The following is a 25,698-nucleotide window of genomic DNA, read 5'->3' on the forward strand; positions in this document are numbered from 1 at the left end:
CGGGCGGCGGCGTTGCTGGGCACCGCCGGGGCGCCGGTGCGCGTCGGCTTCCGGCTCGGCGAGCCGGCGGTGGGCGAACTCGGCGTGCGCGACGGCCGGCTGGTCGACCGCGCCTTCGCCGACGACCTCGCGCTCCTGCCGGTCGACTCGATCCCGGTGCCCGGGCCCGTCGGCGTCCTCGACGCCCTGGCTGCGGCCGCGCTGGCCCGCAGCGTCGACGTGCCCGCCGAGGCGATCGCGGAGGCGGTCGCGTCCTTCCGGGTGGGCCGGCACCGGGCGGAGGTGGTCGCGGTGGCCGACGGCATCACCTACGTCGACGACTCCAAGGCCACCAATCCGCACGCCGCCGAGGCGTCCGTGCTCGCCTACCCCCGCGTGGTGTGGGTGGCGGGCGGATTGCTCAAGGGCGCGTCGGTGGACGCCGAGGTCGCCCACCGCCGGCTCGCCGAGCCGGAAGCCGACGCGCACCGGCGCCCCGGCGGTGCCCAGCAACGCCGCCGCCCGGGCGTCGTCGAGCCCCACCACCGCCACCCGGCCGCCCAGCACGCGCGCCTTGGCCGCCGTGTAGTCGGCCATGGTCGAATGCCAATCCAGGTGGTCCTCCGCGATGTTGAGCACGACGCCCGCCTCGGGCCGCACCGAGGGCGCCCAGTGCAGCTGAAAGCTGGACAGCTCAACGGCCAGCAGGTCGGCCGGCTGCTCGAGCACGTCGAGCACCGGGTCGCCGATATTGCCGCACAGCACGCTGCGCCGGCCCGCGGCGGTCAGCATGGCATGCAGCATCGACGTCGTGGTCGTCTTGCCGTTCGTGCCGGTCACCACCAGCCAGCGGCGCGGTGGCCCGTAGTAACCCGCCGTGTCCAGCCGCCAGGCCAGCTCCACGTCGCCCCAGATCGGCACGCCCTCCGTCGCGGCGGCGGCCAGCAGCGGCGTGTCCGGCGAGAACCCGGGGCTGGTGACCACCAGGGCGTACTGCGCAAGGCGCTCCGCGGACGTCGACGTCGTCATCGTCGCCACGCCGCTCTCGGCGTAGCGCCGCAACGTGGCCGGGTCGTCGTCGCACAGGGTCGGCACCGCGCCGAACCGGATCAGCGCGGACAGCACCGCCTTGCCGGTCACCCCGCCGCCGGCCACCAGCACCGGCGCGCCCGGCACCAGAGGCTCGAGTCCGGGCACGTCAGGCACCGATCGCGCCCAGCCACTCACCGTAGAAGAGGGCCACGCCCAGCCCACACGTGATCGCCGTGAGCAGCCAGAAGCGAATGATCACCGTGGTTTCGGCCCAGCCCGCCAACTCGAAATGGTGGTGGAACGGCGCCATCCGGAACACCCGGCGACCGGTGGTGCGAAACGCCAGGATCTGCAGCACCACCGAGGTGACCTCGGCGACGAACAGCGACCCCAGCACGACGGCGAGGATCTCGGTGCGGCTGGTGACCGACAGGCCCGCGATGATGCCACCCAGCGCCAGCGAGCCGGTGTCCCCCATGAAAATCTTTGCGGGAGCGGCGTTCCACCACAGGAAGCCGATGCAGGCGCCCGCGGTGGCGGCCGCGACGAGCGCCAGGTCCAGCGGGTCGCGCACGTTGTAGCAGCCCAGGCCCGGCGCCGTCACGCACGCGTTGCGGTACTGCCAGAAGGTGATCAACACGTAGGCGGCGGTGACCATGGCCATGCACCCGGCGGCCAGGCCGTCCAGACCGTCGGTGAAATTGACCGCGTTGGACCACGCGCTGACCACGACCACGCAGAACAACACGAACAGCGCCGGAGTCAAAGTGACGGTGGCGATTTCGCGCACATAGGACAGGTCCGAGCTGGCCGGTGTCAATCCGCTGCCGTTGCGGAACTGCAAGACCAGCACCCCGAACAGCACCGCGGCGGCCACCTGCCCGATGGTCTTGGCCGTCTTGTTCAACCCGAGGTTGCGCGACCGGCGGACCTTGATCAGGTCGTCGAGGAAGCCGACGCCGCCGAGCGCGGTCGCCAGGCCCAGCACCAGCAGGCCCGACGCGGAGACGCCCTCGCCGTCGAACGCCAGCCCGGCCAGGTGGGTCCCGAGGTAGCCCGCCCAGATGCCGGCGAGGATCGCCACGCCGCCCATCGACGGCGTGCCCCGCTTGGCGTGGTGGCTGGGCGGCCCGTCCTCGCGGGTGTGATGGCCGAAACCCTGCCTGGTGAACAGGCGAATCAGCGCCGGCGTCAACAGGATTGACACCGCGAGCGCGATGGCGACGGCGATCAGGATCTGCCTCACGAGCCGGTCCCCCCGTCGCCCGATGGTGACGACCCGCTTCGCCCGGCTTCGCCGCCCTCGCGATCGACGCCAGCCAGGGCGTCGGCCAGCGCTCCCAGCCCCGCCGCGTTGGAGGCCTTGACCAGGACCACGTCGCCGGGCTGCAGCTCGGCCCGCAACAGCGCCAGCGCCGCGTCGGCATCGGCCACGTTGACCGCCTCAGCTCCCCACGAGCCCTCCATGACCGCTCCGTGGTGCATGGCGCTCATCGACCTCCCACTTCCCACGACGACGAGTCGAGACACATCTAAGCGCACCGCCAGGCGGCCGATGCGATCGTGTTCGGCCACCGCGTCGTCGCCGAGCTCGGCCATTTCGCCCAGCACCGCCCAGCTCCTGCGCTTCTCGCCTGCGCGGTGGGCGATCCAGGCCAGCGCCTGCAGGCCGGCCCGCATCGAGTCGGGGTTGGCGTTGTAGGCGTCGTCGATCACCGTCACCCCGTCCGCCCGGGTGGTCACGTGCATCCGGTGCCGCGACACCGGCCCCGCCTGCGCCAGCGCGGCGGCGACCTGGTCGACGGTCGCGCCGCACTCCAGCGCGACCGCGGCGGCACACAGCGCGTTGGTGACCTGATGGTCGCCGAACACGCCGAGCTCAACCGCGACCGCGCTGTCCATCGCGTGCAGGGTAAAGCGCGGCCTGGCCAGTTCGTCCAGCGACACTCCGTCCGCCCAGACGTCGCTGGGACCCGCGTCGGTGCGGCTGGACCGGCTGACCCACACCACCCTCGCCCCGGTGACGCGGGCCATCGCCGCCACCACCGGGTCGTCGGCGTTGAGGATGACCACACCGGACGGCGGAACCGATTGCGGCAGTTCGGATTTGGTCCGCGCGATGGCCTCCCGTGAGCCGAACTCGCCCAGGTGGGCGGTGCCGACGTTGAGCACCACCCCGATCGCGGGCGGGGCGATCTCGGCCAGCGCGGCGATGTTGCCGGGATGGCGGGCCGACATCTCGAGAACCAGGTAGTCGGTGTCCCGCGTCGCGCGCAGCACCGTCCAGGGGTGGCCCAGCTCGTTGTTGAACGACCCGGGCGGGGCGATGACCTCGCCCAGCGGCTCGAGCACGGTCTTGACGAGGTCTTTGGTCGACGTCTTCCCCGACGAACCCGTGATGCCGATGATGGTCAGGCCGCCGGCCACCAGCTCGGCGGCCACCGCCTTGGCCAGCCTGGCCAGCGCGGCGAGCACGGCCGCGCCCGAGCCGTCGGTGTCGTGTTCGAGCACCCCGGCCAGGCCGCCGCCGCGGCTCGCCCGCTGCGGGGGCACCACGATCGCCGGCACCCCCACCGGCCGGGCGGCCAGCACGGCCACCGCGCCGGCCGCCGCCGCCGCCCGCGCGTAGTCATGCCCATCGGCGTGCGCCCCCGGCAGCGCGAGGAACAACCCGCCGGGACCCACTGCGCGCGAATCGAATTCGACGGTTCCGGTGACGCGGAGCTCGGCGGCGGCCCGCGGTGAAATGTCGGCCAGCGTGCCGCCCACCAGCTCGGCGATCTGCGCGACGGTGAGGTCGATCATGACCGAGTCTCACGGGGCCGACGGGCCCGCAACGCCTCGGACAGCTCCACCCGGTCGTCGAACGGACGGGTTTCGCCGGCGGCGCGCTGCCCGGTCTCGTGCCCCTTGCCGGCGACCAGCACCACGTCGCCCGGTTGCGCCCAGGCGACGGCGTGCCGGATGGCCGCGCGCCGGTCCCCGATCTCGACGACCTCGGCCGCACCACCGCTTTCGGTCGCACCGGACAGGATCTCGCGGCGGATGGCGGCGGGGTCCTCGCCGCGGGGGTTGTCATCGGTGACGACGACCAGGTCGGCCAGCTCAGCGGCGGTCGCGCCCATCGGCGCCCGCTTGCCCGGGTCGCGCTCGCCGCCGGCGCCGAACACCACCGCCAGCCGGCGACCCGGCCGCGCCAGGGTGGTCAGCACCGCGCGCAGCGCGCCGGGCTTGTGGGCGTAGTCGACCAGCGCGAGGAAATCCTGGCCACCGTCGATGTCTTCCATGCGCCCGGGCACCCGGGTCTCCAGCAGTCCCGGCGCCGCTTGCTCGGGAGACACCCCCACCGCGTCCAGAAGCGCAAGCGCCACAAGGCAATTGGCGACGTTGTAATGCCCCGGCAACCGGATGCCGACCCGGTGGCGCACGCCGGCGGGGTCGATCGCGGTGAACTGCTGTCCCCCCGCACCCATCGGCATCACGTCCATGGCGCGCCAGTGCGCGGGCTCGCCGGCGGCGCTGACGGTGATGGCATCCCCGGCCCGCGCCGCCATGGCGCGCCCGGCTTCGTCGTCGACGCAGACCACCACCCGCCGGGCCCGCAACGGTGACGCGGGGTCGAACAGCTTCGCCTTGGCCTCGAAGTAGTCGGCCATGGTGGGGTGAAAGTCGAGGTGGTCCCGCGAAAGGTTGGTGAAGCCGCCCACCGCGAAGCCGGTGCCGTCCACCCGGCCGAGCGCGAGCGCGTGGCTCGAGACCTCCATGACCACGGTGTCCACCCCGCGCTCGGCCATCGCCGCGAACATGGCCTGCAGCGCGGGCGCCTCCGGCGTGGTCAGCGCGCTCGGGACGTCGGCGCCGTCGATCCGGATGCCGATCGTGCCGATCAGCCCGGCCTTGCGGCCCCCGGCGCGCAGCCCGGATTCGACCAGATACGTCGTGGTGGTCTTGCCCGAGGTTCCGGTGATCCCGATGACCGTCGTACGCTCCGATGGGTTCCCGTACACCGTGGCGGCCAGGGCGCCGAGGACCCCGCGGGGCGCCGGATGCACCAGCGTCGGGACGGTCGAGGCCGACGCACCCATTTCCGCGACGCCGGCGGCGTCGGTGAGGACCGCGACGGCGCCGCGTTCGATCGCCTCGGGGGCGTACCGCGCCCCGTGGGTCGAGGCGCCCGTCAGCGCGGCGAACAGGTCGCCGGGCCGCACGTCCTGGGCGCGCAGCGTGACGCCGGTGACGGGCACGTCGGGCACCGCCGCGCCCCGGTCCGCGGGCACCGCCCCGACCTGGGCCGCCAGCGCGGGCAGGCGCGCGCCCGCCACGGCGCTGGGGCGCAAATCAGTGGGCACGGCACACCTCCCGTCCACGCACGTGGTCCTCATGATCGGCCATGACACCCTACCGAGAGGCGCCTGCCAGCCAGGTGGGCTCATCGATCGAGTGTGCGTTGAGGGCGGGATTTCGGCCCGAATCCCGCCCTGGACGCACACCCGACGTCACTGCACGACAGATTGGCCGGCGGTTTCCGGTTGGCTACGTCGCCTGCAGGGTCAGCGGCGGACCCGGGTCCGGCGACAGCGGCACGTTCTCCCGCTGCATGAGCCAGCCGGCGATGTTGTGGAACAACGGGGCCGCCGAGTGGCCCGGCGTACCGTCGGCGTTGCGATCCGGGTTGTTCATCATGATCCCGATGACATAGCGCGGGTTGTCGACGGTGGCCATGCCGGCGAAGGTTATCCAGTAGACGTTGTCGAAGTAGCAGCCGCAGGCCGGGTTGATCTGCTGAGCGGTGCCCGTCTTGCCGGCCATCTGGTAGCCGGTCACCGCGGCGGAGGGCCCGGTGCCCTGCTGGTAGCCCATCGGGTCGCGCTGCACGACGGCGCGCAGCATGTTGCGCACGGTTTGGGCCGTCTGCGGCGAAACCACCCGCACGCCCTCGGGACGCGCCTCCTCGGTCCGGGTGCCGTCGGGTGCGATGGTGGCCTTGACGATCCGCGGCGGGATGCGCACCCCATCGTTGGCGATCGTCTGATACATGCCGGCCATCTGCAGCAGCGTCATCGAAAGCCCTTGCCCGATAGGCAGGTTGGAGAAGGTGCTGCCCGACCATTGGTCGATCGGCGGCACCAGCCCGGCGCTCTCACCGGGCAGGCCCACGTTGGTGCGCTGCCCGAGCCCGAATTTGCGGACCATGTCGTAGAAGCGTTCCGGCCCGACGCGTTGCGCGAGCATCAAAGTGCCGACGTTGGAGGACTTTCCGAACACGCCGGTCGTGGTGTAGGGCATCACGCCGTGCTCCCACGCGTCGTGCACGTTGACGCCGCCCATGTTGATCGAGCCGGGCACCTGCAGCACCTCGTCGGGGTTGGACAGGCCGTACTCGATGACCGAGGACGCGGTGATGACCTTGTTCACCGAGCCCGGCTCGAACGGCGAGGACACCGCCAGGTTGCCCAGCTGCTTGTCGCCCTGGCGCCCGATGTCCTGGGACGGGTCGAAGGTGTTGTCGTTGGCCATCGCCAGAACCTCGCCGGTCTTCGAATCCAGCACGACCGCCGAAACATCATGTGCGCCGGACAGATTCTTGGCCTGCTGCACCTGCTGCTGCACGTAGAACTGGATGTCGTCGTCGAGCGTCAGCTGGACCATCGAGCCGTTGACCGCCCGGTGCCGGTTGCGGTAACTGCCGGGGATGACGACGCCGTCGGATCCCCGGTCGTAGGTGACCGAGCCATCGGTCCCCGACAGCACCGAGTCCAGCGACTCCTCCAGCCCCAGCAGCCCGTGGCCGTCCCAGTCAATGCCGCCGACGATGTTGGCCGCCAACGACCCGCCGGGGTACTGCCGCAGATCCTGCCGCTCCGAACCGACTTCGGGATACTTGTCGGAGATCGCGCTGGCGACCGCGGGGTCGACGGCGCGCGCCAGATAGACGAAGTTCTCGTCGCTCTGCAGCTTCTTCAACACGGTCGCGGAGTCGGGCTTGTTGCCCAGCCGGGTGGCGACCTCTTTGGCGATGTCCCGCAGCCGCTGCTGCGGGTCGGGGGCCGCCGAGTTCTTGCTCTTGGCCTCGTCGAGTTGTTTGCGAATCCTCTTGGGCTGGAACGTCAACGCGCGCGACTCGGTTGTGAACGCCAGCTGATCCTTGTTGCGGTCGACGATGCTGCCGCGCACGGCCTTCTCGACGTCGGTGACCTTGAGCTGGCTCGCCGCCTGGGCGCGCAGCGTCGGCGCGTTGGTCACCTGCAGGACGAACAGCTGGACCGCCGCCACCACGATCAGGAGCCCGATGGCCGCGTTCCCGGCCCGATGCCGGAATACGAACGACGCGCCGCGGCTGCCCGCCTGAACGAGCTTGCGGGTGCGCCGCTCCCGAGCGGAGTGCTCGGTCGCCGCGGCCTCCGGACGGTCGGCCGCGCGGCCCTGCCTGGCTTCCTTGGCTTTCCGGAATCGCTTCGGCTCCCGGACGTCCTGGGCCTGCTGTTGCTTCCCGCGGCGCTTCGGCTGGCGAACCTCCTTGGCTTCCTGCGCTTTACGGGGACCACGGCTCGGCTGCGACCGGCGGGCGCGCATCGAGTCGCCGCGGCTCACCGGGGCGCACCCGGCGTCACGGCGGGACCGGGAGCCACCGGTTGCGGCGCCAACACGGGGGCTGCGGGCACGACGGGAGCCACCGGCGGGGGAACCGCGGGGGCCCGTTGCACCGGCACCGGAACCTCAGCGGGCAGCGGTGCGGGCACCTGCCCGGGCGGCGGAATCGGCAAGCCGCCCAACGGCACCGGCACCTCGGCGGGCCCCGGAGCGGGCGTGATCACCGCAGGCGCGGGCAGCCCCGGCACCGGCACGCCCGGCACGGGCAGCGCACCCGGCACGGGCAGCGCAGCGGGCGCCTGCCCGGCTGCCGGTGCCCCCGGTATGCCCGGCGGTTGCGGCCCGGTCTGCGCCAGGTGCTGGCCGCCGAGCGTCGACGATCCGTCCGGTGCACGCAGCAGCGCCTCGGGACCGGACCGGGCCGGCGCGGGCGCCGCGGGGTCGGGCTGCAGCCGGACCGGGACCTCGGCGGGCGGCGCCGGCGGTGCGGGGGGCACCGGCGGGCCTTGGTCGGGAAGCTTGCTGTTCAACGGTGGTGGCGGCACCCCGTCAGCCGGCTTGGGCGTGCCGACGACCACCCAGTTCCCGGACGGGTCCTGGACCAGGTGCGCGGTGTCCCGCGTCGGGATCATGCCCTGTTTGCGGGCCGCCTCCGCCAGTGCCGGTGCGGATTCCGCCTCGCGCACATCACGTTCCAGCGCTTCTTTCTGCTGTTGCAGCAGCCGAGTCTTCTCGCGGGCGTGGCTCAATTTGTAGGAGCGCTCCGCGGAGTCCGTGGACAACCACAGGGTGAGACCCAGGCCGAGGCCCAGCGCGCCGATGACCAACACGACGAACGGGACCTTGGCCGCCAGGGTGCGGGGCCGCAGGTCGATCGAGGCCAGCCGGGTCGCCAGGCGCTCGCTCAGGCGTGGGCGAACGACCTTGGGCGCCTTGGCCTTCCGTGCCTTAGCCCGCGCCTTCGCCTGGCTCGTGCTCTTGGGCCGCGCGGGACGCTCGGCGGGCCGGGCGATGGGGCCGGTGAGCGGTCCGGATTTGGGCGCGCGGCTCTCCCGGGTGGGCGCCGCGCTCCGCCCCGGCCGGGTGCGGCGGGCCGAGCCGGGCTCGGCGGCCGAGCGCCTGCTGCGCCGGGCGGAACCGTCGCGCCCGCCGCGGCGATTCGGCGTCTCCCGCTTTGCTTTCATGCGTCGCCCTTTCCGGTTGCCTGCTGGACCCGTTGCACGGCGCGTAGTCGCACCGCGGCGCTGCGCGGATTGCGTTCGACCTCGGCGGCGTCCGCGCGTTCGGCGCCGTGCGTGAGCGACCGGAATCGCGGCTCGTGGCCGGGAAGCTCGACCGGCAGATCCACCGGCGTGCGGGACGCGACCGCTTCGGCGAACAACCGCTTGACGATCCGGTCCTCCAGGGACTGGTAGGCCAGCACCACCATGCGCCCGCCGACGGCGAGCGCGTCCAGCCCGGCCGGGATCGCGCTGCGCAAAGAGTCCAACTCGTCGTTGACCGCGATCCGCAGGGCCTGGAAGGTGCGCTTGGCCGGGTGGCCCCCGGTCCGCCGGGCCGGGGCCGGAATCGCTTGGTAGAGCAGGGCTACCAGCTCCGCGGTCGACGTGAAGGGTGCGCGGGCGCGCTGGCGCACGATCTGCGCGGCGATCCGGCGCGCGAACCGTTCCTCGCCGTAGCGGTGCAGGATGTCCGCCAGCGCGGCTTCGTCGTAGGTGTTGAGGATGTCGGCCGCCGTCAACGGCGACTCGGGATCCATCCGCATGTCCAGCGGCGCGTCCTGCGCGTAGGCGAAGCCCCGCTCGGCGCGGTCGAGCTGCATGGACGACACCCCGAGGTCGAACAGCATCCCGTCGAGCGATCCGACTGTGTCGTAACCGGATTCGGCCAGTGCCGCGGTGAGGCCGTCGTAGCGGCTGTGCACCAGCGTGACGCGGTCGGCGAATCGCGCCAACCGGTCGCCGGCGATTTCCAGCGCGCTGGGGTCGCGGTCGAGTCCGATCAACCGCAGCCCGGGCAGGTCGGTCAGGAACCGCTCGGCATGCCCGCCCGCGCCCAGGGTGGCATCGAGCAGGACGGCCCCCGACCCGTCGGCATGGTGACGGGTCAGCGCGGGGGTCAGCAGTTCGACGCAGCGCTGCAGCAGGACGGGTACGTGTCCGAAGTCGCCCGAATCGTCAGCCACCGCAACGCCTCCCCGGGTCCGGCGAGACGCCCCTGCATCGAGGTCCCTGTCCGAAGGCACGAACCTGGCGTTGGGGAAGTACGCCAGGGTCGGTTCGGGCAGAGGCCACGTTGCACGGGCGTGCGCCTCAGATGATGTCGCCGAGTGCTTCATCGCTGGCCGCGGAGAAGTTCTCTTCGTGGGTCTGCTGGTAGTCCTGCCAGGCTTGCGCATCCCAGATCTCGAGGTAGTCGACCGCTCCGATCACCACGCAATCCTTGGAGAGGTTCGCGTAGCGGCGGTGGTCAGCCGACAGTGTGATGCGGCCCTGCGCGTCGGGATGCTGCTCGTCGGTGCCGGCGGCGAGGTTGCGCAGGAACGCCCTGGCGTCGGGGTTGCTCCTCGACGCCTTGCTCGCCCGGCGCGCGAGCTGCTCGAATTCGCCCCGCGGGTAGACGGCGAGGCTGTGGTCCTGGCTCTTGGTGACCATCAACCCCCCTGCCAGCGCGTCGCGAAATTTGGCGGGCAACGTGAGCCGCCCTTTGTCGTCGAGTTTGGGCGTGTAGGTGCCGAGAAACACCGGCTCACCTCCCACTCGGGGTCACCCAAACACTGTGGCCACCATACCCCACAATCCCCCACTTCGCCCCATTCCGAGAGTGTCGTGGCGGACTTTTCCGGGTTATCCGCCACCCATGGGCGCACATGCCATCGCACCCGGACCCACCGGGCCCCGCCTCGCATTCCAGTAGAAGGTAGGAAACCGCAGCTCAAAGCCGCACAGGCCACGATGTGGGGCGAAGTGGAGGCACTCGGTGGGGCGCGGTGGGGCTCAACTCCTGCGCCAAAGCACGGTTGCGGCTCGATCCGGCCTCAAAACCGCATCACCGGCCCGGCGATACTCAGCCGAGCCGGATCAATCTGTGACGATGACGGCGCGCCCGGCTACGAAACAGACATGAAAAAGGGGGAGCCCGGTGGCTACCCCAGATTCGTTGGCGAGACCGCTAGTCGTCGAAGCGGCGGCGGAACCGGTCTTCCATGCGACTGGTGAACGAACCCCCGCCGCCCTTGTTGCGGCGCTGCCGCAGCGAGCCGGGCGCCGAGCCGGGGTGGTCGGGGCGGCCGGACAACCGTGGACCCGTGATGGCGAACACCACGCCACCGAACATCACGATGAACCCGAAGACGCTGAGAATCGGGAAGTTTCCGATCATGGTGGCCTTGAACGCCACCCCGGAAACCAGCATCGCGAGGCCGATCACGAACAGGGCCGCGCCCTGCAGGCGGCGGCGCGCGGTGGGCGCGCGCAACCCTCCGCCGCGGACGCTCGACGCGAACTTGGGATCTTCGGCGTAGAGAGCGCTCTCGATCTGATCGAGCATCCGCTGCTCATGATCGGAGAGTGGCATTCGTCCCTCCTTGCCGACAGTTGACGCGTATCTATCGATAACACGCGGATGCCCGTTGTAGGGCAACTAACTGAAATGATACGAGGTCAATCTGCGCCATACCACTGGTTCGGTGGCGATTCTATCCTGGCCCCGGCCGTGCCCCCGTCGGAGCCGGAACGGCCGTGCGCTACAACCGGCTTCCCCAGCCGGGATGGGTGGGCGGTTCGTTGCCGCGACCGCCCGCCCGACGGCCTCCCCGCGCGTCCGATAATGGCGGTGGCGGCGCGGGCCGCGCGACAACGTGAACGCCGGCATGCGAGCACAGGGTGAGGAGGACACCGCGAGTGGCGATATTCCTCATCGATCTGCCGCCCACCGATATGGAGCGCCGTCTGGGCGAGGCCCTGAAGGTGTATGTCGACGCGATGCGGTACCCACGCGGCACCGAGAACCAGCGCGCCGCGATGTGGCTCGAGCACATCCGCCGGCGGGGCTGGCAAGGGGTGGGCGTCGTGGACGCCGAGCCGGCCGAGGGCGCGGACGGGGCGGTCCCGTCGGTGGCCGAATTGAGCAACGCCCCGCTGCTCGGCATCGCCTACGGGTACCCCGGGGCACCCGGGCAGTGGTGGCAGCAGCAGGTCGTCCTCGGACTGCAACGGGGCGGCCGGCCGGCGCAGGAGATCGCCGGGCTGATGAACAGTTACTTCGAGTTGACCGAGCTGCACATCCACCCGCGCGCGCAGGGTCGCGGCCTCGGCGAGGCGCTGGCCCGGCGGCTGCTCGCCGGTCGAGCCGAAGAGAACGTCCTGCTGTCCACGCCCGAGACCAACGGCGAACCGAACCGGGCCTGGCGGTTGTACCGCCGGCTGGGCTTCACCGACGTGATCCGCGGCTACCATTTCGCCGGCGACCCGCGCGCATTCGCGATCCTGGGCCGCAAGCTCCCGCTGTGATCGCCGGATCGCGGGCGCGCCCGGGCGGACCCGCGCTGGCGGCGCGCCGAATCTGGCACGATGACCTGGTGCGCGCCAGCCTCTCCCCGCCAAGATCCCGCGGATTCACCGCTCGGCGCCGCCGCCTGGTGGCCATCGCGATGCTGCTCATGCTGGTGCCGCTGGCCACCGGCTGCCTGCGGGTCAGGGCGTCGCTCACCGTCTCCCCCGACGACCTGGTGTCCGGGGAGATCGTCGCCGCCGCTAAACCCAAGACGCCCAAGGACACCGGCCCCCAGCTCGACAGCAACAACCTGCCGTTCAGCCAGAAGGTGGCGGTGTCGAACTACGACAGCGACGGCTACGTGGGATCGCAGGCGGTGTTCTCGGACCTGACGTTCGCCGAGTTGCCGCAGCTGGCCAACATGAACTCCGATGCGCAGGGGGTGAACCTGTCCCTGCGGCGCAGCGGCAACCTGGTCATCCTCGAGGGCCGCGCTGACCTGACCTCGCTGACCGATTCCGAAGCCGACGTCGAGCTGACCGTCGCCTTCCCCGGCGTGGTGACGTCCACCAACGGCGACCGGGTCGAGTCCACGGTGGTGTCCTGGAAGCTCAAGCCGGGCGTCGTGAGCACGATGACGGCTCAGGCCCGCTACACCGACCCGAACACGCGGTCATTCACCGGGGCGGGCGTGTGGCTGGGCATCGCGTCGTTCGCCGCGGCCGGCGTCGTCGCGCTGCTGGCCTGGATGAACCGCGATCGTTCCCCGCGGTTCACCGCACCGCGGGACCAGCCGCCGAGCTAGCTGTACTGGGCGGGCGACCAGTACGCCAGCATCTCCGCGAACGTCTGGAAGGCGGGCGCCGACACCCCGTAGGTGGCCTCGAGGTGGATGCTCAGCGGGAACCCCAGCTCGGCCACCCCGTCGATCACGCGCTTGTAGAGGTCGGTCATGAGCTGACGCTTCTGGGGCGGTTCGCTGGCGGCCAACCGCTTGACGAACTCCTGCTCGTCGGCCACCGCCGCGTTACCCGGGTCCTGAATCAGCCAGTTGATCAGGCCGACCCGGCCCTCCATCTTGGGGACGAAGCCGAAGGACAGCAGGATCTCCGGCCGGTGATCGGTGGTTTCGGCGAATTCGCGCAGGAAGCCGACGATCGCGTCGGAGTACAACAGCTGGGTCATGCCGTAGGTGGCGCCCTGATCGCACTTGAAGTTGAACCGGCCGTGCTCCCCCTCGCGGGTGGGTATCAGGATGACGCCGCGGTTGGGCACGAGCTCACGGTAGATCGACAGGGCGTCCGTGGGCGCGACGCCGGAGCCTTCGCCGTCGTTCATCGTGCGCGGGACGCCGACGAAGACCACGCCTTCCATCCCGGCCGCGCGCAGATCGGTCAGCCGCCGCCGCAAGGTCGGCTCGTCGGAGAAGGCGGTGACCTGGGTGCACAGGCCATGGAATCCCGGCAGCTCGGGCTTGACCATGGACCAGAAGTCCAGCACGTCGAGTTTGGGCTTCATCACGATGGGACGGTCGTCGTCCTCAGCGATGATGCCGGGGATCATCACGTGCCGCAGCCGGCCTGCCAGACCGGTTTCCGCCGAGTACTGCACCACCTTTCGCGCGTCCTCGAGCGCCCGCTCGCGGCCTTCGTCGGCGTTCGGCGGCACCAGCTCGAGCGCAATGGTGTTGAGTGTCACGCGGCTTCTCTCCATCCGACGATGCTTGGGGCGTCTCCCGGCCGCACAGCGGGCGGCTCCGACACCCCGCCAGCATAGGCGTGGGGGTGCCGCCCGCTTGCGGGGGAACAGTGCGGCGGTCGAAGCGATCAGCGCCACGCCAGGTTGCAAAGGTCCCCGGTGCCGCGCCGAATACACTGGTCGGGCCTGCCACACCAAGCACGTCGAGCAGAAGGGGGCGCGGCGCTGAGCTCGAAAGCCCCAGCAGCAGCGGCAACCGTCGAGTTGACCGGCGCGATCACCGATCGGCTCCGGCGGTATCTGCACGACCGGCGCGCGGACACCGCCTACATCGGTAGCGACTACGAGGTGCTGGTCGCCGCCCTGGAGAGCTTCGTGCTCAACGGCGGCAAACGGCTGCGACCCGCCTTCGCCTACTGGGGCTGGCGCGCCGTGGCCAGCGGGGAACCCGATTCCGAAGTGCTGCTGCTGTTTTCCGCGCTGGAGCTGCTGCACGCCTGCGCGCTGGTGCACGACGACGTCATCGACGACTCCTCCACCCGCCGCGGCCGCCCGACCGCCCATGTCCAGTTCGCCGACCTGCACCGCGGCAGGCGCTGGCGGGGTTCGCCGGAGCAGTTCGGCATGTCGGCCGCGATCCTGCTCGGCGACCTCGCGCTGTCGTGGGCCGACGACATCGTGTTCCACGCGGAACTGCCGCCCGACGCCGTGCGGCGGGTACAGCGCGTGTGGGCCGAAATCCGCACCGAGGTACTGGGCGGTCAATTCCTGGACATCGTCGCCGAAGCCAGCGCCGCCGAGTCGATCGCCTCGGCGATGAACGTCGACACCTATAAGACCGCCTGTTACACGGTGTCGCGACCGCTGCAGCTCGGGGCGGCCGCCGCCGCCGACCGGCCCGACGTGCAGGACGTCTTCGGCCGGTTCGGGACGGACATCGGCGTGGCCTTCCAGCTCCGTGACGACGTGCTGGGTGTGTTCGGTGACCCGGCGGTGACCGGCAAGCCGTCGGGTGACGACCTGCGCTCGGGCAAGCGCACCGTGCTGCTGGCCGAGGCGCTGGAGCTGGCCGACGGGTCGGATCCGTTGGCGGCCAAGTTGTTACGCGACTCGATCGGGGCGCAGTTGACCGATGCCGAGGTGGACCGGTTGCGCGGGGTAATCGAGTCGGTGGGCGCCCTGGCCGCGGCGGAGGGCCGCATCGCCGAGCTGACCCAGCGGGCCCTGGCGGCGCTCGCGGCCGCGCCGATCAACGCGGCGGCCAAAGCGGGGCTCTCCGAGCTGGCCAGAATGGCCACCGACCGGTCCGCCTGAGCCGATGACGACGCCGACGCACACCCCACCGTCCGACTCGCCGGAAGCGAAACCGGCTGGCGCCGGGTGGTTTTCACAGCTGCGCGCGTTCGCCGGCGCGGCGGAGTCCGGACCGGCGAAGCTGGGCATGCTCGGTTCGGTGCTGATCCTGGTTGGCGGCCTCGGCGCGGGCAGCACCCGCCAACACGACCCGCTGCTGGAGTCGATCCACATGTCCTGGCTGCGTTTTGGCCACGGGCTGGTGTTGTCGTCCGTGGTGTTGTGGGCGGGCGTGGGCCTGATGCTGATCGCCTGGCTGCGCCTGGGCCGGCGCGTGCTGGCCGGCGAGGTGACCGAGTTCATGATGAAGGCCACCACCGGCTTCTGGCTGGTGCCGTTGCTGCTCTCGGTGCCCGTCTTCAGCCGGGACACCTATTCGTACCTGGCGCAGGGCGCGCTGCTGCGCGACGGCCTCGACCCCTACGCGGTGGGGCCGGTCGCCAACCCGAACAGCTTGCTGGACAACGTAAGTCCCATCTGGACGATCACCACCGCCCCCTACGGCCCGGCATTCATCCTGGTGGCGAAGCTGGTCACCATGGCCGTCGGCAACAACGTGGTGGCCGGAACGGCGCTGCTGCGGCTGTGCATGCTGCCGGGGCTGGCGCTGCTGATCTGGGCCACCCCGCGGCTGGCCCGGCACCTGGGCACCGACGGATCGACGGCGCTGTGGATCTGCGTCCTCAACCCGCTGGTGCTCATCCATCTGATGGGCGGGGTGCACAACGAGATGCTGATGGTGGGCTTGATGGCCGCCGGCATCGCGCTGAGTTTCGCCGGGCGGCACGTGCTGGGCACGACGCTGATCACGGTGGCCATCGCGGTCAAGGCCACCGCCGGAATCGCGCTGCCGTTCATGGTATGGGTCTGGACCCGCCACCTGCGCGACCGCCGCGGATACCGGCCGGCCACGGCGTTCGCGGCGGCCACGGCGATGTCGCTGTTGATCTTCGGCGTCGTGTTCGGCATCCTGTCGGCCGTGGCCGGGGTGGGCCTGGGGTGGCTGACCGCGCTGGCCGGTTCGGTGAAGATCATCAACTGGCTCACGGTGCCGACCGCCGCCGCCAACATCATCCACGCCGTGTTCAACGGGTTCTTCGTGGTGCACTTCTACCCGATGCTGCGCATCACCCGCCTCGTCGGAATCGCGGTCATCGCGGTGTCGCTGCCGTTGCTGTGGTGGCGCTTCCGGCGCGACGACCGCGCCGCGCTGACCGGCATAGCGGTCTCGATGCTCGTCGTGGTGCTGTTCGTGCCCGCGGCCCTGCCGTGGTACTACTCCTGGCCATTGGCGGTGGTCGCCCCGCTGGCGCAATCGCGACGGGCGATCGCGGTCATCGCCGGGCTGTCGACGTGGGTGATGGTGATCTTCAAACCCGATGGCTCGCACGGGATGTACTCGTGGCTGCATTTCTCGCTGGCCACCGTCTGCGCACTGATCGCCTGGTACAGCCTGGACCGCGCGCCGGACCGGCGGGCGGGCGCGGCGGACGACGCGCTGGAAAAGGCGTAGTGCCGGCTCAATAGGCCGGCTCAGTAGGCCCGCTCAGTAGGCCATGGCCTGCGCCCGCCGCACGACCTCGCGCGCCTGGTGCGCGTGCAGGGCGTCGACGGGGCGGGCATTGCTGACGGCATCCCGGCTGCCGTCGCGGGTGATCGTCAGCGACGGGTCGGGGGTGAACAACCACCGCACGATCTCGGTGTCGTGGTAGCCGCCGTCGTGCAGGATCGTCAGCAGCCCCGGCAGGCTCTTGACCACCTCACCGGACTTGGTGAAGAACACCTGCGGCACCACCACGCCGCCGTCCCGCTTCACCGCGACCAGGTGGCCTTCCCGAAGCTGCTGCTGCACCTTGCTGACCGAGATCCGGAGCAATTCGGCGACCCGCGGCAGGTCGTAGGTGGGCTCGTCGGGGTCCAGAACATCGTCGCCGGCAGGAACACTGCTCACGGCGCAAGTGTAGGCCTTGCCACGCGGATTGAACCCAAGTTCCGGCGTCCAATCACACCGCCGCACCTACGATGGCCCCGTGGCCGAAGCTGAATCGCCCGGGTCGTCCGGCCGTCCCGGCCCGCACCGTCGCCCGGCCGACGCCGGCGCCGCAGACCCGCTGGACAACGCGTTGCTGGACGGCCGCTACCTGGTGCAGTCCAAGATCGCCAGCGGAGGCACGTCGACGGTGTACCGCGGCCTCGACACCCGGCTCGACCGCCCGGTGGCGGTGAAGGTGATGGATTCGCGCTACGCGGGCGACGACCAGTTCCTGACCCGCTTCCAGCGCGAAGCCCGCTCGGTCGCTCGGCTGAAGGATCCCGGCCTCGTCGCGGTCTACGACCAGGGCCTGGACTCCCGGCACCCGTTCTTGGTGATGGAGCTGATCGAGGGTGGCACGCTGCGCGAGCTGCTGGCCGAGCGCGGTCCGATGCCGCCGTACGCCGTGGCCGCGGTGTTGCGCCCGGTGCTGAGCGGGCTCGCCGCGGCGCACCGGTCCGGGCTGGTCCACCGCGACGTCAAGCCCGAGAACGTGCTGATCTCCGACCAGGGTGAGGTCAAGATCGCGGACTTCGGCTTGGTCCGCGCCGTCGCGGCCGCCGGAATCACTTCCACGAGCGTCATTTTGGGAACCGCGGCGTACCTGTCGCCCGAGCAGGTGCGCGACGGCGACGCCAGCCCGCGCAGCGACGTGTACGCCGCCGGGATCCTCACCTACGAGCTGCTCACCGGGCGCACCCCGTTCACCGGCGACTCGCCGCTGTCGATCGCCTACCAACGGCTGGACACCGATGTGCCGCCGCCCAGCGCGGCGATCGACGGCGTGCCCCCGCAGTTCGACGAGTTCGTCCTGCGCGCGACGGCGCGCGACCCGGCCAACCGCTACGCCGACGCGATCGAGATGGGCGCCGCCCTCGAGGCGATCGCCGAAGAGCTTGCGCTGCCGGACTTCTCCGTCCCCGCGCCGCGCAACTCCGCGCAGCACCGGTCGGCGGCGCTGCACCACAGCCGCATGAGCCAACGCCCGGTTGCCGCGCCACCGCCGGCGGCGGCTCCGGTCCGCCACCCCACCCGCCAGTTGACCCGCGGCCCCGAGGACTGGTCCGAGCCGCAGCGCGCACCAGTGTCGGACGACGAGCCCGAGGAAGCCTACGAATACCAGCCTGTCACAGGCGAATTCGCGGGCATTCCGATCGGCGAGTTCGCCTACGCCCGCCAGCGCGGGCGGCGCTTGGTGCTGATCTGGGTGGCCCTGGTGCTGGCGCTCACCGGGATGGTCGCCACCGCGGCGTGGACGATCGGGAGCAACCTGAACGGGCTGTTCTAGTCGCGCAACATCTCGGCGACCAGGAACGCCAGCTCCAGCGACTGCTGGGTGTTGAGCCGCGGGTCGCAGGCCGTCTCGTACCGCCCCGCCAGATCCAGGTCCGAAATGTCTTGCGCCCCACCGAGGCATTCCGTGACGTCCTCGCCGGTGATCTCGACGTGGATGCCACCGGGGTGAGTGCCCAGCGCGCGGTGCACCTCGAAGAAGCCCTGCACCTCGTCGACGACGCGGTCGAAGTGCCGCGTCTTGTAGCCGTTGGACGACTCGTGGGTGTTGCCGTGCATGGGGTCGCACTGCCAGATCACCTGATGGCCGGTGGCCTGAACCTTCTCGACGATCGGGGGCAGCAGGTCGCGCACCTTGTTGTTGCCCATCCGGCTCACCAACGTCAACCGGCCCGGCTTGTTGTTCGGGTCAAGCCGTTCCACGTATTCGACGGCCAGCTCCGGGGTCATCGTCGGGCCGATCTTCACGCCGATCGGGTTGGCGATCACTTCCGCGAACGCGATGTGCGCGCCGTCGAGCTGGCGCGTGCGCTCGCCGATCCAGACGGTGTGCGCCGACAGGTCGAACAGCTGCGGTTCGCCGTCCTCGCTCTCCGACAGCCGCAGCATGGCCCGCTCGTAGTCGAGCACCAAAGCCTCATGGCTGGCGTAGATTTCGGCGGTCTGCAGGTTACGGTCGGCCACCCCGCAGGCGCTCATGAACTTCAGGCCGCGGTCGATCTCGTTGGCCAGCGCCTCGTACCGGGCGCCCGCCGGCGACGTCCGGACGAACTCGCGGTTCCAGTCGTGCACCAGGTGCAGCGACGCCAGCCCCGAGGACGTCAGCGCCCGCACCAGGTTCATCGCCGCGCTGGCGTTGGCGTAGGCGCGCACCAGCCGCGACGGGTCGTGCTCGCGGGCGGCCGCATCCGGGGCGAAGCCGTTGATCATGTCGCCGCGGTAGGACCGCAACCCCAGGGCGTCGATGTCCGCCGACCGCGGCTTGGCGTACTGGCCGGCGATGCGGGCCACCTTGACCACCGGCATGCTCGCGCCGTACGTCAGCACCACGGCCATCTGCAGCAACGCGCGGATGTTGCCCCGGATGTGGGGCTCGGTGTTGTCGGTGAAGGTCTCCGCACAGTCGCCGCCCTGCAGCAGGAACGCCTCGCCCCTGGCGACCTGGGCCAGCTGCTCCTGCAGCCGGAGGATCTCCGAGGGCACCGTCACCGGCGGCACGCTCTCGAGGACGGTCCGCATCGCCGTCGCCTGGTCGGCCGGCCAACTGGGTTGCTGGGCGGCCGGCTTGGCCAGTGCGGCGTCCAGCCGGGCCCGCAGGTCGTGCGGCAGCGGCGGCAGCGCCGGTAGCTGGTCGATCGGGATGTCGACGGTCCAGTTCATCGGTCCATGGTAACCGGGCGGCGAGGGTGACTGATCAGGGCGAACGCCGTTCGGACGGGCTCAGGCCGGCTCCCCGGTCGCGTCGCCGCCAGGACCGTCCGCGTCCGCCGCGGTGATGAGCCGGTATCGCCGCAGCTGGTCGCGGGCGTCGACTAGCGCGTCGTGGGCGTCGCGCGACCGCGGCGGCATCGGCGGGCACCCCCGGTCCTCCCACAATTGCCGCAGGTCCCGGGTGAAGCGGGGCAGCGCGCGCGGCAACTCGGGCATCGTGCCCCACAGCTGGCACAGGGCGACGTGGTCGTAGGCGCCGATCCACGCCCACAGCTCGATCGGGTCGGCCCCGTCGACGCCTAAGAAGTCCTCGAGGTCCGCGCGGATCTGCCTGCGTGAGCGCCACAGCTTCGACGCCGGGGACGGCAGCTTGGGCAGCACGTTGGCGCGCACCCAGCCACCGGCGCGCTCGGGATCGAATTCCGTGGACACGGCGTAATACTCGCGCCCGTCCTCGGCCACCACCCCGATCGAGATCAACTCGATGGTGCGGCCGTCCTCGATGAACTCGGTGTCGTAGAAGTACCGCACCTTGAAAGCCTATGAGTAGCCTATCTGCTGATCAGGATGGGCCCGGTCGGCGGCGGCGCGGGGTGCACCTCGTGGTCCAGCTGGGCGTCGACGACCCGCTCGTCGGGCATCCCGGGGGTGCCGGCGATCGCGCACTGCAGGTACAGCTTGGCCCGCACCACGGGGCGACGCAGCGTCCGTTCCCGCTGCAGCGCGCGGCGCATCTTCTCCGGCTGTGCGGTGTATCGCCAGCGGGCCCAGGGCGCGTGCGGGCGCGACAACCGGATCGCGCCGATCACCAGCAGGACGACGATGAACATGCCGAGCAGCCCGGTCCACACCTTGCCCTTGAGCACCACCACCACGGCCAGCGGCAGCGTCAACACCAGGCCGCCGGCCACCGCGGCACGCAGCGGCCACGAATCGGTGCCCTCCCAGATCGGCAGGAAGAACATCAGCGGGTGCAGCCCCATGATCAACAGGCCGGCCACCCCGACCGCGGCGAAGACGGCGTCCACCGACGTCCGACCGTCCTCCGACCAGTAGACGTCCGACAGGTGCAGGATCAGCGCGTACTCGTCGAGCACCAGGGCCGCGCCTATCCCGAAAAATATTGCGGACAGGGTGAATTCGGGCTCGTGACCGTCGATGGACAGGGTGACCAACGTCAGCCCGGACAGCAACACCAACACCACGCCGAACGTCACGTGGTGGATGTGGATGCCGCCGACATGGACGTTGCGCGGGTGCCACCATCGGGCCGGCCGGCCCGCGTCGGCGCGGTGCCGGATGAGCCGCACGAACGTCCGCGTGACGAAGAAGGTCAGGATGAACGCCACCAGGCAGCACAGCAGGGGCAACCGGCCGCCGCCGAGGATGTCGTTCGCGAACCAGTGCGTCACCCGCAGAACGAACCAGTGGAGCACTCTTGAAACGTACGCCTGTGGGCGTCCGCCCCGCGGGAGCCGCGCTGGGCCACCTCGCACGCCCAGGCACCCATTACGCTGTTGTGCGACATGAGTAGATCGCGGACGCCCGGCGCGGGCAGCCACCCCGGGCGCGTCCTGTTGTGGTGCGGGCTCTGGCTGCTGGCGGCGGCGGGGCTGGGCTATGTGGCCTGGCAGCTGTTCGGACACACGCCCTACCGCATCGACATCGACGTGTATCAGATGGGCGCGCAGGCCTGGATGCAGGGGCATTCGCTGTACCACGGCGATGTGTTGTTCCACACACCGATCGGGCTCAACCTGCCGTTCACCTATCCCCCGCTCGCCGCGATCGTGTTCTGCCCGTTCGCCTGGCTGCACATGCCGGCCGCCAGCGTCGCGATCACGGCGCTGACGCTGGTGTTGCTGGTCGTGTCGACGCTGATCGTGCTGACCCGCCTCGACGTCTGGGCCGCGTCGACGGCGCTGCCCGGCCCGGCGTGGCTGCGCCGCTGGTGGCTCGCGGTCGTCATCACCGCGGCGGCGACGATGTGGCTGGAACCGGTCACGTCGAACTTCGCCTTCGGCCAGATCAACGTCGTGCTGATGACCCTGGTGATCGCCGACTGCGTGCCGCGCCGCACACCGTGGCCGCGCGGCCTGTTGCTGGGCCTGGGCATCGCGCTCAAACTCACGCCGGCCGTGTTCCTGCTGTACTTCCTGCTGCGCCGGGACAACCGCGCCGCGGTGACCGCGCTGATGTCCTTCGTGGGGGCGACGGCGCTCGGTTTCGTTCTGGCGTGGAGCGATTCGTGGGAGTACTGGACGCACACGCTGGCCCACACCGACCGGATCGGCGAGGCCGCGTTGAACACCGATCAGAACATCGCCGGGGCGCTGGCCCGCATCGGGCTGGGCGAGCAGCAGCGCTTCCTGCTCTGGGTGGCCGCCTCGCTGCTGGTCCTGGCGCTGACGGTGTGGGCGATGCGCAGGGTGCTGCGGGCCGACGAGCCCGTGCTGGCGGTCGTGTGCGTCGCGCTGTTCGGGTTGGTGGTCTCGCCGGTCTCCTGGTCACACCACTGGGTGTGGGGGCTGCCGACGGTCGTGGTGCTGGCCGTGCTGGCCTGGCGGCGCCGCAACGTGGCGCTGGGCGTGGTCGGCGCGGCGGGGGTGGCGCTGATGCGTTGGTCGACGATCGACCTGCTACCCAAGCATCACGAGGCGGCGGCCGTCTGGTGGCGGCAGCTCGCGGGGATGTCCTACGTCTGGTGGGCGCTGGCGGTCCTCGTCGCGGCCGGGCTGACGGTCACCGCGCGCACGCCCGCGCGGGATTCCGCCCCGCAGCGATTGACGCCGGTGACAGCGGTCGGCTGATCGCGACGGTTCAGCCGACGGCGGTTTCGGGAATCCGCGCGGCCTCGCCGGTCGATCCCTGACCGGACGCCCCGTTGCGGTTTTCCTTGACGCTGGCGGCGTAGATGTCGACGTACTCCTGGCCGGAAAGCCCCATCAGCTCGTAGATCACCTCGTCGATGACGGCGCGCTCGATGAAGCGGTTGCCGGCCAGCCCTTCGAAACGGGAGAAGTCCATCGGCTTGCCGAAGCGGACGGTGACCCGCCCGAAGCGCAGCATGTTCGAGCCGGGCGGGTTCACGACGTTGGTGCCGATCATCGCCACCGGGATCACCGGCACCCCGGTGTGCAGCGCCAGCCGCGCCAGACCGGTCTTGCCCTTGTACAGCCGGCCGTCCGGCGAACGGGTGCCCTCGGGGTACATGCCCAACAACTTGCCCGCCGACAGCAGCCGCTCGGCGGTGTTCAGCGCGGCCTGCGCGCTGTCGGCGTCGGTCCGGTCGATCGGCACCTGGCCCACCGCGGTGAAAAACCAGCGCTGGAACCAGCCCTTCAAGCCGGTTCCGGTGAAGTATTCGGCTTTCGCCAGGAAGGTGATCCGGCGGCGCACCACCAACGGCAGGTAGAAACTGTCCATCACCGCTAGGTGATTACTGGCCAGGATCGCCGGGCCGGAACTCGGAATATGTTCCAGGCCTTCAACTTTCGGCCTACCGAGCAGGGCCAGCAACGGGCCGAGGAGTATGTACTTGAATAGCCAGTACCACATGGCCCTCCCTCTCGCCCGCCCGCCGGTGTTCTGCGCCAACTGTACCCATCGCGTGGGCGGCGGACCACCTCCGGCGCGGCCGGGTCACTCCTCGACGGTGACGGGGATGGGCTGATACCGGGTCCTGGTCGTGGCCTCGGGACTCGCCGGCCCGGCGCCACCGTCGTCGGTCGGCCCGTCGGGCGGCGGTTTGGCCGCGCCGTTGATGTCGTCGAGCATGGCGCGCACGACCTCGAGCAGGGCGATGCTGTGGTCGGCGATGACGGTGATCAGCGGGTGCTGATCACCGGTCGCCAGCGCGGCCAGCGCGCAGACCGGGCACCACACCTGCTGACACTTGCCGGTCCCGACTCCCCGGCCCGCCGTCAGCGCGGCCGCCGTCCGCATCGCCGGATCGATACCGTCCAGGATCGCCTGGGCGAGCCTGCGCAGCTCCGGACCGATTTCGGAATGACCCCCACTCACTTAGGCCACACCTCCGGGTCTGGTCGAAATCGGACTGTCAGCTCGCTACCGCGCAGGTGGGCGTCCAGCACCGTGCACCGTCGCAGCACGGATGCCAGGCGAACCCTGCGCCGCAACCCGCCCGCGCTGATGATCAGGTCGTCATCGACGCGCCCCAACGTCAGCCCCGACGGATCGAGTTGCGGCAACGCTAGCCGCATCCGGTAGATCGAACCAAGTCCCGTGCCGGATTCCAGGTCCACCGTCGGACGCAGCGGTCCCGGCGGGGGCGTTCCGCCACGGCGGCGGGCGTTGTCGAGCAAAGCGCCCAGCGCCTTGGGGCCGATCGGCTCGCCGGACAGATGCGGAGTCATGACCAGGGCCACCTCACCGATGGTGGCGTCGAGCTCGTCGAGAACACCACGTTGTTCGGAAATGCGTTCGGCGTACCAGTAAAACGCGGGGTGCTCCGGCAGGTTGCGGTATTCGTAGGACTCGTCCTCGGCCAGGACCTGGTTGACGATGAGTTCCTCGACGCGCACCCCCATCAGGGCCAGCGACCCGAGCGTCCTTGCCGCCTCGGCCGCAACCACCCGCTCGGGCGTCAACACCAAATGCGCGCTGACTAATTCGCCGTCGGTCAAAAGGGCACCGAGCCCCTCGACGCTTGCGCTGATGCGCTCCAGCAGTTCCACCGCCGCCGCGGACCGCGCGTCGTCGGCGCCGACGGAGAGCCGGCGATGGCGCGGCCACGCCCGCTCGACGTACAGCCCGAAGGTGGCGGGCAAGGTCAACATCCGCAGCGCGTCGGCGGTCGAGGCGCAGTCGACGACGATGCGGTCCCAGGCGCCGGAGCAGGCCAGCTCACCGACGGCGTGCAGGCCGAGCACCTCCTGGACCCCGGGCAGCGCCGAAAGCTCTTCTGGGGCAATGGTACTCAGCTCCGAGTCGGGAAATCGCCGATCCAGCGTGTCGACCACGTCGCGCCACCGCACCTCGAGCAGGACCAACGTGTCCAACGCCAGCGCGTCCAGAAAACCACCGCCGGCCTGGGCGTCATCGGCGAGGACCCGAACCAGTTCGTCCTGGCTGGGCGGGACGGGAACACCGAGCACGTCGCCCAGCGAGTGCGCCTGATCGGTGGAGACCACCAGCACGCGCTGGCCCGCGCTCGCGGCGCTGACGGCCGTGGCGCAGGCCAGCGTGGATTTTCCTACCCCGCCCTTACCAACGAAGAGGCTGATCCGGGCCGGGGTGGGCGCCGGCGATTGGCTGGACTCACTCAGCCCTCGACTCGTTTCTTCAGATCCTTCAACGCGGTGTCGGTCAGCCGGCGTTCGGCCTTGCGCTTGAGCAGGCCGATCATCGGGACGGCGAGGTCGACCGAGAGCTCATAGGTCACCTCGGTGCCAGATCCCTTGGGCGCCAACCGATATGTGCCTTCCAGCGAGCGCAACAGCGAGCTGGAGACCAGTGTCCAACTGACCGATTGCCGGTCCTTGGGCCACTGGTAGGCCATGACCAAGGTGTCCTTGAGCACGGCGGCGTCCAGCACCACCCGCGCGACTTTCGGGTTGCCGTCGGCGTCCGTCTCCTGGACCTCGGCCTCGCGGTACTCCGAGATCCATTGCGGGTAGGAATCGATGTCCGCGATGACGTCCATCACGGTGCCCGGGTCGGCCTCGATGTAGATGGTCTGCGACGTTTTTTCCGCCACCTGGTGCTGCCCTCTCTCCCGCAAGCGGTCGACGCCGCCGGCGGGGAACTACCGTGCGGGTCTGACCCCCCGGGCC

General features: G+C 70.6%; 23 protein-coding genes and 2 pseudogenes. 7 read left to right on the forward strand and 18 right to left on the reverse strand.

Features of this window, described 5'->3' with window-relative positions:
• Positions 1–432, forward strand: a pseudogene (locus A9X05_RS29870) (glutamate ligase domain-containing protein); the annotation flags it as partial.
• On the opposite strand, the pseudogene murD reads toward A9X05_RS29870, so the two are convergent.
• The 9 genes and pseudogenes from murD to A9X05_RS17125 all read right to left on the reverse strand — a co-directional run.
• Positions 418–1,185 (reverse strand): annotated as a pseudogene (gene murD / locus A9X05_RS17085) (UDP-N-acetylmuramoyl-L-alanine--D-glutamate ligase); the annotation flags it as partial. The pseudogenes A9X05_RS29870 and murD overlap by 15 nt on opposite strands.
• A complete protein-coding gene (gene mraY, locus A9X05_RS17090) occupies positions 1,178–2,257 on the reverse strand; it encodes a phospho-N-acetylmuramoyl-pentapeptide-transferase (RefSeq protein ID WP_067782913.1) in 1,080 nt (359 codons plus the stop codon). The gene mraY and the pseudogene murD, both read right to left, overlap by 8 nt.
• The gene (gene murF / locus A9X05_RS17095; protein WP_067782916.1) at positions 2,254–3,816 is read right to left on the reverse strand and encodes a UDP-N-acetylmuramoyl-tripeptide--D-alanyl-D-alanine ligase; all 1,563 of its coding nucleotides are present in this window, start codon (positions 3,814–3,816) and stop codon (positions 2,254–2,256) included. Before murF ends, mraY begins: the two co-directional genes overlap by 4 nt.
• Positions 3,813–5,393, reverse strand: coding sequence for a UDP-N-acetylmuramoyl-L-alanyl-D-glutamate--2,6-diaminopimelate ligase (locus tag A9X05_RS17100; RefSeq protein WP_067782951.1), 1,581 nt, complete (start codon positions 5,391–5,393; stop codon positions 3,813–3,815). Before A9X05_RS17100 ends, murF begins: the two co-directional genes overlap by 4 nt.
• A 151-nt stretch (positions 5,394–5,544) precedes the next feature.
• The gene (locus A9X05_RS17105; protein ID WP_156736796.1) at positions 5,545–7,584 is read right to left on the reverse strand and encodes a penicillin-binding protein 2; all 2,040 of its coding nucleotides are present in this window, start codon (positions 7,582–7,584) and stop codon (positions 5,545–5,547) included.
• Between the two features lie 14 nt (positions 7,585–7,598).
• A complete protein-coding gene (locus tag A9X05_RS17110; protein WP_067782921.1) occupies positions 7,599–8,786 on the reverse strand; it encodes a hypothetical protein in 1,188 nt (395 codons plus the stop codon).
• Positions 8,783–9,940 (reverse strand): 16S rRNA (cytosine(1402)-N(4))-methyltransferase RsmH, encoded by a 1,158-nt coding sequence (rsmH, locus tag A9X05_RS17115; RefSeq protein WP_156675691.1) that lies wholly within the window; start codon positions 9,938–9,940, stop codon positions 8,783–8,785. The genes A9X05_RS17110 and rsmH overlap by 4 nt, the downstream gene beginning before the upstream one ends.
• On the reverse strand, positions 9,915–10,346 hold the full coding sequence (gene mraZ / locus A9X05_RS17120; protein ID WP_007170790.1) for a division/cell wall cluster transcriptional repressor MraZ: 432 nt from the start codon (positions 10,344–10,346) through the stop codon (positions 9,915–9,917). Before mraZ ends, rsmH begins: the two co-directional genes overlap by 26 nt.
• A 427-nt stretch (positions 10,347–10,773) precedes the next feature.
• Positions 10,774–11,178, reverse strand: a complete 405-nt coding sequence (locus tag A9X05_RS17125; RefSeq protein WP_067274495.1) for a DUF3040 domain-containing protein — start codon at positions 11,176–11,178, stop codon at positions 10,774–10,776.
• A 326-nt stretch (positions 11,179–11,504) separates the two neighbouring features.
• Between A9X05_RS17125 and A9X05_RS17130 the strand changes: the two genes are divergently transcribed.
• Both A9X05_RS17130 and A9X05_RS17135 read left to right on the forward strand, forming a co-directional pair.
• The gene (locus tag A9X05_RS17130) at positions 11,505–12,113 is read left to right on the forward strand and encodes an N-acetyltransferase (RefSeq protein WP_067758571.1); all 609 of its coding nucleotides are present in this window, start codon (positions 11,505–11,507) and stop codon (positions 12,111–12,113) included.
• A 140-nt stretch (positions 12,114–12,253) separates the two neighbouring features.
• The gene (locus A9X05_RS17135) at positions 12,254–12,901 is read left to right on the forward strand and encodes a DUF3153 domain-containing protein (protein ID WP_067758674.1); all 648 of its coding nucleotides are present in this window, start codon (positions 12,254–12,256) and stop codon (positions 12,899–12,901) included.
• Here A9X05_RS17135 and A9X05_RS17140 read toward each other — a convergent pair.
• Entirely contained in the window at positions 12,898–13,794 is an 897-nt protein-coding gene (locus tag A9X05_RS17140; protein ID WP_067782927.1) for a mycobacterial-type methylenetetrahydrofolate reductase, read from the reverse strand. The two genes, A9X05_RS17135 and A9X05_RS17140, sit on opposite strands and share 4 nt — an antisense overlap.
• 264 nt (positions 13,795–14,058) lie before the next feature.
• On the opposite strand from A9X05_RS17140, the gene idsA2 reads away from it, so the two are divergent.
• Both idsA2 and A9X05_RS17150 read left to right on the forward strand, forming a co-directional pair.
• On the forward strand, positions 14,059–15,108 hold the full coding sequence (gene idsA2, locus A9X05_RS17145; protein WP_067782930.1) for a bifunctional (2E,6E)-farnesyl/geranyl diphosphate synthase: 1,050 nt from the start codon (positions 14,059–14,061) through the stop codon (positions 15,106–15,108).
• 4 nt (positions 15,109–15,112) lie between these two features.
• Positions 15,113–16,660, forward strand: a complete 1,548-nt coding sequence (locus tag A9X05_RS17150) for an alpha-(1->6)-mannopyranosyltransferase A (protein ID WP_067758553.1) — start codon at positions 15,113–15,115, stop codon at positions 16,658–16,660.
• 33 nt (positions 16,661–16,693) lie between these two features.
• Here A9X05_RS17150 and A9X05_RS17155 read toward each other — a convergent pair whose 3' ends face one another.
• Positions 16,694–17,098 carry an Rv2175c family DNA-binding protein gene (locus A9X05_RS17155; RefSeq protein WP_067758550.1) on the reverse strand — a complete coding sequence of 135 codons (405 nt, stop codon included), beginning with the start codon at positions 17,096–17,098 and terminating at the stop codon, positions 16,694–16,696.
• A 79-nt stretch (positions 17,099–17,177) separates the two neighbouring features.
• Here A9X05_RS17155 and A9X05_RS17160 point away from each other — a divergent pair, with 79 nt between their 5' ends.
• Positions 17,178–18,467 carry a protein kinase gene (locus A9X05_RS17160; protein WP_067782933.1) on the forward strand — a complete coding sequence of 430 codons (1,290 nt, stop codon included), beginning with the start codon at positions 17,178–17,180 and terminating at the stop codon, positions 18,465–18,467.
• Here the strand turns inward: A9X05_RS17160 and A9X05_RS17165 are convergent.
• The 3 genes from A9X05_RS17165 to A9X05_RS17175 are packed head-to-tail and all read right to left on the reverse strand — an operon-like array spanning position 18,464 to position 21,321.
• Positions 18,464–19,852 (reverse strand): class II 3-deoxy-7-phosphoheptulonate synthase, encoded by a 1,389-nt coding sequence (locus tag A9X05_RS17165; protein WP_067758544.1) that lies wholly within the window; start codon positions 19,850–19,852, stop codon positions 18,464–18,466. The two genes, A9X05_RS17160 and A9X05_RS17165, sit on opposite strands and share 4 nt — an antisense overlap.
• A 60-nt stretch (positions 19,853–19,912) precedes the next feature.
• Positions 19,913–20,434, reverse strand: a complete 522-nt coding sequence (locus tag A9X05_RS17170; protein WP_067782938.1) for a polyadenylate-specific 3'-exoribonuclease AS — start codon at positions 20,432–20,434, stop codon at positions 19,913–19,915.
• Positions 20,435–20,454: 20 nt separating this feature from the next.
• Positions 20,455–21,321, reverse strand: coding sequence for a hypothetical protein (locus tag A9X05_RS17175; protein ID WP_156670200.1), 867 nt, complete (start codon positions 21,319–21,321; stop codon positions 20,455–20,457).
• A gap of 108 nt (positions 21,322–21,429) precedes the next feature.
• Between A9X05_RS17175 and A9X05_RS17180 the strand changes: the two genes are divergently transcribed.
• Entirely contained in the window at positions 21,430–22,713 is a 1,284-nt protein-coding gene (locus A9X05_RS17180; RefSeq protein WP_067758535.1) for a glycosyltransferase 87 family protein, read from the forward strand.
• Between the two features lie 10 nt (positions 22,714–22,723).
• Here A9X05_RS17180 and A9X05_RS17185 read toward each other — a convergent pair whose 3' ends face one another.
• From A9X05_RS17185 to A9X05_RS17200, 4 genes are all read right to left on the reverse strand, one after another.
• Positions 22,724–23,461 (reverse strand): 1-acyl-sn-glycerol-3-phosphate acyltransferase, encoded by a 738-nt coding sequence (locus A9X05_RS17185; RefSeq protein WP_067758531.1) that lies wholly within the window; start codon positions 23,459–23,461, stop codon positions 22,724–22,726.
• A gap of 84 nt (positions 23,462–23,545) precedes the next feature.
• Positions 23,546–23,926, reverse strand: a complete 381-nt coding sequence (locus A9X05_RS17190; protein WP_067758528.1) for a hypothetical protein — start codon at positions 23,924–23,926, stop codon at positions 23,546–23,548.
• A complete protein-coding gene (locus A9X05_RS17195; protein WP_197499102.1) occupies positions 23,923–25,191 on the reverse strand; it encodes an ArsA family ATPase in 1,269 nt (422 codons plus the stop codon). Before A9X05_RS17195 ends, A9X05_RS17190 begins: the two co-directional genes overlap by 4 nt.
• Entirely contained in the window at positions 25,188–25,622 is a 435-nt protein-coding gene (locus A9X05_RS17200) for an SRPBCC family protein (protein ID WP_067758522.1), read from the reverse strand. The genes A9X05_RS17195 and A9X05_RS17200 overlap by 4 nt, the downstream gene beginning before the upstream one ends.
• Between the last annotated feature and the right edge of the window lie 76 nt (positions 25,623–25,698).

The sequence above is a fragment of the Mycobacterium sp. E3298 genome (assembly GCF_001666895.1).
Lineage (GTDB): Bacteria > Actinomycetota > Actinomycetes > Mycobacteriales > Mycobacteriaceae > Mycobacterium.